Below are 2273 nucleotides of genomic sequence, written 5' to 3'. Positions count from 1 at the left end.
GGCAGAACCGTCAGCAGGTCAAACGGCATGGTTTTTTCCGGCAGTACGTTGTCACACAGACGGTTCCACCACACCGATACATCCTCGTTACTCCAGAAGCCACACCAGTCACCTCTTTTTGCGGTGAAAAGCGCGGTGATGGTATCCCTGACATCGTCCGGTAATCCTTCCCAGCGACGCTGGCCAGTACCGCTCTGCAGCCAGAGTTCATGCAGCATCAGGCAGTTTTGCTCATCCAGCAGTACACCGTTCTGCAGGTGTGTCAGCCAGCGGGTGAACGCGATATTCTCCGGCGATACAACGCCACGCCCGGCAGCCGTCAGTCCGGGGCATGGTTCAAACCGCACATCTTCAGTGGTCTGCAGAAGTCCGGCACTTCCGGCCAGAAACAGCTGAATACCTTCATTTGTGGCGCGGCGATAAAACGGTGTGACGGCACCACTGGCCAGTCGTTTAATCTCAGCAATCTGTGCCGGTTCGGCAGAAAAATACATACGGTTACTGCACCAGTTTGGCATGGGAATTCTCCTCTCACATGCGGCCTCCATCAGGCCGTGCCGGCACGTTAACCGGGCGACCGCATACGAATGCAGGTGCGGCCCCGAAGCCGCAGCGCGTGGAGGAGGAACGACGAAACGTGACCGGGTGAGGAGGCCGGCGACAGCGACACATTTGCATCGGATGCAGCCCGGTTAACGTGCCGGCACGGCCTGGTTAAGTAGTTTCCGTCTCAGTTCGTGACGCAAAATGAGAAACCAATAAAAACTCAAAACGAGTCACAACAAGAGCATGAAGAGACTCTAAAAGAGCAACACCGCTTGACACAGACTCAAAATGAGACACAATAAGAAACAACAAAAACTCAAAAAGATGCACTAATATAAAGGATGCTCAATTTGAGATAAACACAAACTCAAAACGAGGCAAAAAGAATGCTAAAAGTATCATGCGATGATGGTTCAACTAACGTAAAACTGGCCTGGCTTGAAGATGGAGAGGTAAGAACCAGTCTGTCAGGAAACAGCTTTAAAGAAGGCTGGAACCCGGGACTGTTTAATGCCGGCAAAGTTTACAATTACGTCGTGGATGGAAAAAAATACACCTATGATTTGGGCAGTACTGCTGTCATAGGTACAACACATGTCAGTTATCAATACAGCACCACCAATTTGCTTGCCATACATCATGCACTGCTGACATCCGGCCTTCAGCCACAGGATGTAGAACTGACAGTGACATTACCTGTAACCGAATTCTTTGATAATGACAATCAACCAAATGAAGAAAGAATAGAAAGAAAAAAGGCAAATGTTCTCCGTGAGATATCTCTGAATAAAGGGGAAACATTTAAAATTAAAAAAGTTAATGTAATGCCTGAATCTTTGCCAGCTGCATTTGAATCACTAAAAAAAGATAAAGTAAACAAACTTGAACGCAGCCTGATTATCGATCTTGGAGGAACCACTCTGGATTGTGGTTTAATTCTCGGTGCATTTGAAGGCATTTCTGAAATCCGTGGGTATTCAGAAATCGGGACATCCCGCATAACTCATACCGTCATGAATGCACTAACAAAAGCCTCCACACCCTGCAATTATTTTATTGCTGATGAGTTAATAAAAAACAGGCATGATAATGAATATCTCCAGACATTAATAAATGATGTAGCTGAAATAAAAAACATTACTCATGTAATAGACAGGGAAGTGAAATCTCTGGCAGAAAGCATCAGGCAGGAAATTTCAACATTCTCAGGAATGAACCGAATCTATCTCACTGGCGGAGGAGCCGAGCTTATTTACCCTCACATAAAGCAATATTTCCCGAATCTGAAAGTGAACAAGGTGGATGAACCTCAGTTTGCATTGGTGAAAGCAATGGTGCATGCGTAATGGAAAGCAGTGATCCGAAAAAAAGAAAGAAAGTTGTGGCATACCTGCACCCGACACTTTACCCGCAGGACAGCCTGACACAACAAACAATAGACTCTCTCCCGATACAAATGCGAGGAGACTTCTACAGACAATCTCTTATTTGCGGAGCAGCTCTTTATTCTGTTGACCCCCGACTGTTAACGCTAATCAGTGGTTTTTTCAGTGAGAAAATCACTGCAGAAAATCTGGTAAAACTTATAGAGCAAACAACAGGATACACATCCACATCAATTGATATAAATGTGTTAAAAAACATTATAGAGGCATCTTCAGAAAACAAATCAGAGAGCATCGCTTCAAAAGATGATTTCGAAGAACAAACCAGACGCAATCTTTCTA

Annotated in this window: 3 protein-coding genes; 2 read left to right on the top strand and 1 reads right to left on the bottom strand. The window is 45.3% G+C overall.

Features of this window, described 5'->3' with window-relative positions:
- On the bottom strand, nt 1-494 hold a 494-nt coding region (locus E0D98_RS23500), incomplete at its 3' end, for a DUF1281 domain-containing protein (RefSeq protein ID WP_131891159.1).
- A gap of 438 nt (nt 495-932) precedes the next feature.
- Here E0D98_RS23500 and E0D98_RS23490 point away from each other — a divergent pair.
- Nucleotides 933-1892, top strand: a complete 960-nt coding sequence (locus E0D98_RS23490) for a plasmid segregation protein ParM (protein ID WP_000921957.1) — start codon at nt 933-935, stop codon at nt 1890-1892.
- Nucleotides 1892-2273: plasmid partitioning/stability family protein (locus tag E0D98_RS23485; protein ID WP_131891154.1), on the top strand; the 382-nt coding region annotated here is incomplete at its 3' end. The genes E0D98_RS23490 and E0D98_RS23485, both read left to right, overlap by 1 nt.

This window comes from Escherichia sp. KCJ4928 (assembly GCF_004352695.1).
In the GTDB taxonomy this organism is placed as follows: domain Bacteria; phylum Pseudomonadota; class Gammaproteobacteria; order Enterobacterales; family Enterobacteriaceae; genus ECMA0423.
Note: the sequence above shows the minus strand (reverse complement) of the source record. Positions and strands in the feature narration are given on the sequence as shown.